We start from the raw sequence: 4,876 nt of genomic DNA, 5'->3' as shown, positions 1-4,876 counted from the left end.
TTTCTTAACCAGGTTATCCTTGGTGATGCGTTCATTCTTGGCAAGCATTTCAAATGAAATGGCTAAAACCTGATTCCAAACAAAACGTGCAGAGCCAAGCAACTTGTTTAAAACAAGCTCCTGTTCCAGATTAGGCTAAAGCCTAAATTTGTATGCTTTGTTGATTTTTATCAATGAGTGTGCATGTAGTAATATATGTATAACACTATCACCAAATAAACACCCGATCAATGACAGAAATATATAAAAACCGCAATTCATCCTTTAATTTACACGTACACTTGGTATTTATTACAAAGTACAGGAAGAAAATTTTAGGTGAGTTACACCATAAATATTTTATTGAGTGTGTATATGATATATGTAAAGAATTTGATGCAGAATTAAAAGAGTGTAATGGTGAAGCAGATCATGTTCACATGCTTATTCAATACCCACCGACAGTTCAACTCAGTAAATTTGTGAATAATTTAAAATCTGTAACAAGCAGAAGAATGAGGAATGAATTTTTAGATTTACGTGGTAGCTATGCCAAGCCTGTTTTATGGTCACGATCTTACTTTTCAGGGTCGTGTGGTGGTGCGCCTTTGGATATTATTAAAAAGTACATTCAAAACCAACAAGGTTAAAATCTGTGAAATTCACCTCCACTCTGACTGTCGGGTGGAGTCCTCTTTCACTTTAAGATAGATATAGCTAAGTTACGCTAAGCGGGCTTTCCTGAGATAAGATCCCCCGTTTATGTCCTGAACTTATTCACTGATGATTACTATACAAAATTGCTCGGAATTATAAAAAATGTATTTTTTGATTTAAGCAAGAGAGTCAATATTATTGTGTGTTAGATTATGGTAATTTTTGAATGATTTTTAATCTATTCAGTTAACCCCAAAAGATTATATTTTGGGGTACTGCATTGGGATCACAGAGGGAATATGCCTATCAAAAACAAATCTATTTTTATCCTTCTTGTCTTTACTGTAGTGATCATGAATATTTTTATGATCAGCTTATTGGCCTATACCTTGCACACTGCACGTGAGCACGCAGAAGCTGAAGCTCGGACTGGTGTAGAAAATTTAACATCACTGCTTGAAAAAAGCGTGAGCAGTAGTTCACAAGAAATCGATTTGTCTTTGTATACTTTACAAACCTATATAGAAAAAGAATTAGATAATAAAAAACAAATAGATAATAAAGAAATTAATCTATTTATTCAGAAAGAAAAAGATTGGATCGGCTCTGTTACACAAATACACATTACCAATGCAAAAGGTCAAGTCCAATTCGCTGATCATGATATTGGCACTCAGACATCCAATTACGCAAACTATAGTTTTTTTAAACAGGCCCAACAGAAAAATACGAATCAACTGTTTGTTACTAAACTGATTAAAGATCCCAATGGCCAAGGCTGGGTTCATCTATTTGCACGACGCTACAATCAGGCTGATGGAACTTTTGCAGGCATGATTGTCGCTGCATTACCTGCCAGCTACTTTAATGATCTGATTACCGAACTAGATGTAGGTTCCAAAGGAGTGGTGTTGGTACAAGACCTGGATCTGCGAATTATTGCACGCAACCCCATACTCAAAACAGCGAATGGCCAGGTCGGTTTTGTGGGGGGACCACTGGAACTGTCTCAGCGGGTTCACTCCGGGGCACAGTCTGGCACCATTTATACACGACAAACAACCGATCATGTTCCGCGTATGGGGAGCTTTCGTCGACTCAGCAGTATGCCTATTTTTGTCGTTGTTGCCTTTGGTGAAACAGACTACCTAGCCCAATGGTATGAGGACCTGATCAAAGCCGTTTTGCTGGGCTTGCTTTTCCTTGTAGTGACCACGATTGCTGCCTGGTTACTCTGGCAGCAAATCCGGGCGAACCTATTGGTCAATCGTCGTAGCCGGATGCTGTTGCGTAATGCACAAGATGGGATACATGTCATAGATCGCCAAGGTCGGCTGCTTGAAGGCAGTGATTCCTTTTTCCGTATGATCGGCAGTACTCGGCAGGCAGCCTTGGGCAAAACACTGTGTTACTGGGATAGCGGCTATGATCAGACAGAGCTGCAAGACCTGATCAGCAGAGGGATTTCTACGCCTGGAGGCATTCGCTTCGAAACATTTTACCAGAATGCACAAGGTGAGCGTTATCCGGTAGAAATCAGTTCGGTCCTGGTACATCTAGATAATGACGATGTATTTTTTTGCTCAGCACGTGATATTACTGAACGTAAAAAAGCTGAAGAAAACCAGCGTATCGCTGCAACGGCATTTGACTCCCAGGTTGGGATGCTAATTACAGATCCGCATATGCTTATTTTACGGACCAATCGTGCTTTAACCGAAATTACCGGTTATAGCGAACAAGAGTTAATTGGTCATAAGCCTAAAATCCTGCAATCCGGCATACATGACAAAAACTTCTATACCACCATGTGGAAACATATTCACACAACCGGATCCTGGCAAGGTGAAATCTGGAATAAGCGCAAAAATGGTGAACTATATCCACAGCATATCTTGATTGCCGCTGTACGTGATAAGAAGGGCCAAACCACGCATTATGTGGCGTCCATTACCGACATTTCTGCCTATAAAGCTTCAGAAGAAAAAGTACGCCTGCTGGCATTCTATGACTCTTTGACCAAATTACCCAACCGTAGCCTGTTTTTGGAACATCTTGAACAGAGCATGAGAGAGGCAGAAAATAAAAAACAGCTCGGCATAATTTTGTGCATTGATCTGGATAATTTTAAAGCTTTAAACGATACCGAAGGTCATGAAACTGGAGACCGGTTATTACAGCAAGTTGCCACTCGTCTGTTAAATTGTGTAGAAACAAATCACATGGTTGCTCGACTTGGTAGTGATGAATTTGTTGTGCTGCTTAATCAACTTGGCACATCTGAAACCGAGACGATTCAACAAGCGGAAAAGACGGCAAAACGTATTTTACAGGCACTGGCTCAACCCTACTTTTTCGCAGACTCAGAATATCGTAGTTCTGCCAGTATCGGGATCAGCCTGTTGGGGCTAAAAGCATATGAAAATGTGCAGGATCCGATTAAACGCGCAGATATAGCGCTGTCTGAAGCAAAAAATTATGGCCGGAATACCTATCGCTTCTTTGATCCGTTGATTCAATCTCAGGTTCAGGAACGTGCTGAGATTGATGCCGGATTACGTCAGGCACTAGAAAAAAATCAGCTGGTGCTATTTTACCAACCTCAAGTCAATGGTGCACAACAGGTGACTGGCGTAGAAGCCTTGTTACGTTGGCAGCATCCAACCAAAGGGATGATTTCACCTGCGCGTTTTATTCCCGTTGCAGAAGAAAATGGTTTTATTATTCCACTGGGCCATTGGGTATTAGAAAGTGCCTGTCAACAATTGAGTGACTGGGCCAAGTATCCGCAAACTGCTCAGCTCAGCATGGCTGTAAATGTCAGCGCCAGCCAGTTTTCCCGTGATGAATTTGTTCAAGACGTGCTCGATATTCTGGAACGTACCCAGGCTCCTGCACATTTACTCAAGCTTGAACTGACCGAAAGTGCCTTAGTGATGCGGGTAGAAGACATTATTGAAAAAATGACGATTCTTAAACGTTATGGGATAATGTTCTCTCTGGATGATTTTGGTACAGGCTATTCTTCTCTCACTTATTTACAACAAATTCCAATTGATCAATTAAAGATCGATCAAGGTTTTGTTCGTAATATTGTGATTAGTGCCAATGATGCTGAAATTACCAAAATGATTATTGTCTTAGCAAAAACTTTGGGTATTTCTGTACTGGCTGAGGGGGTAGAAACCGAAGCTCAACGCGAGGTATTGGAAAAACAGGGGTGTTACCATTACCAGGGCTATCTGTTTGGCAAACCGATGCCTATTGATGAGCTTAAGCAGTATCTATTGTCTCAGCAAACCCGGCATTAAAATTAAATAGGATCAGCATTCAGGTAACCACCAAGCTTAAAGTTGGCGATTAGACCATTGCGGTTTACCTGCTCATGAAGGCAATTGCTAAGCCCTAAAGTGCAATAAAAGATATCTATCCAAAAGAAGAGTGGCAATACAGTCTTTAAAATTTGATATATAATGCGATTTATTTAACATATTAAACCAAGTATATTAGTATAGATTGATTTCTCCACAGAAATAATCTTGAAGTTTTCAGCCTGCATCCTCCCCAAGATGCAGGTTTTTTTTGTAGTAATTGGGCAGAAAATTGAACAGGCAGGAAGAAGTGAACCGTACCGGGTTTGTCGGAGAGTTTTTTATTTAAGTTAGGCCACCTGACCTAACGGGTTAATCTTATCATAGTACATTGCTTCAAAAGCAAAAGGTGACACATAACCTAGCGCACTGTGTACACGTTCTTTATTGAACCAATCCACCCAGTTTAGTGTCGCAAGTTGTACATCCGCTAAACCTTGCCAATCTGCTTTTAAATATTCAATCATTGTATAAGCCATTCACCGTTTCAGCCAAAGCATTATCGTATGAGTCACCCGTTGTACCGACTGAAGCTCGTAAATTTGCTGCTTCTAAACGATTGGTATAGCGAATGGAAAGATATTGAACACCTCTATCGGAATGATGAATCACATTCTTTGCCATGCCTCGATCATGCAATGCTTGCTCCAATGCATCCAGGACCATGTCTGTATTCATACGTGTTGATACTTTCCAGCCAACAATCGCACGTGAAAATACATCAATAACAAATGCGGTATAGACCCAGCCTGAATTTGTTTGAATATACGGGTGAGTAGACCAAGGGAATTTCACCCTTAGCCCCTCGCAGAACCGGACATGAACCTCTCAGCTCATCCGGCTCCCATTATCCAACCGATGGTAAACAT

The 4,876-nt window shown here is 40.7% G+C and carries 3 protein-coding genes and 1 pseudogene; 2 read left to right on the top strand and 2 right to left on the bottom strand.

Features of this window, described 5'->3' with window-relative positions; translation table 11 throughout:
* The coding region (locus FTT87_RS15535; RefSeq protein WP_257230597.1) for a helix-turn-helix domain-containing protein at nucleotides 1-129 on the bottom strand (129 nt) is incomplete at its 3' end.
* Nucleotides 130-230: 101 nt separating this feature from the next.
* Here FTT87_RS15535 and tnpA point away from each other — a divergent pair.
* Both tnpA and FTT87_RS15525 read left to right on the top strand, forming a co-directional pair.
* Nucleotides 231-629, top strand: coding sequence for an IS200/IS605 family transposase (gene tnpA, locus FTT87_RS15530; protein ID WP_180044628.1), 399 nt, complete (start codon nucleotides 231-233; stop codon nucleotides 627-629).
* A 360-nt stretch (nucleotides 630-989) separates the two neighbouring features.
* On the top strand, nucleotides 990-3,947 hold the full coding sequence (locus tag FTT87_RS15525; protein WP_257230596.1) for an EAL domain-containing protein: 2,958 nt from the start codon (nucleotides 990-992) through the stop codon (nucleotides 3,945-3,947).
* A 350-nt stretch (nucleotides 3,948-4,297) separates the two neighbouring features.
* Here FTT87_RS15525 and FTT87_RS15520 read toward each other — a convergent pair.
* Nucleotides 4,298-4,775: pseudogene (locus FTT87_RS15520) on the bottom strand (IS3 family transposase); the annotation flags it as partial.
* Nucleotides 4,776-4,876 lie beyond the last annotated feature (101 nt).

It is taken from the genome of Acinetobacter sp. YH01022, from assembly GCF_013420235.1.
In the GTDB taxonomy this organism is placed as follows: domain Bacteria; phylum Pseudomonadota; class Gammaproteobacteria; order Pseudomonadales; family Moraxellaceae; genus Acinetobacter.
Note: the sequence above shows the minus strand (reverse complement) of the source record. Positions and strands in the feature narration are given on the sequence as shown.

Bases quoted from the DNA above. Each gene is read 5' to 3' on its own strand.
- tnpA (WP_180044628.1), top strand. From the start codon at position 231: ATGACAGAAATATATAAAAACCGCAATTCATCCTTTAATTTACACGTA.
- FTT87_RS15525 (WP_257230596.1), top strand. From the start codon at position 990: ATGAATATTTTTATGATCAGCTTATTGGCCTATACCTTGCACACTGCA.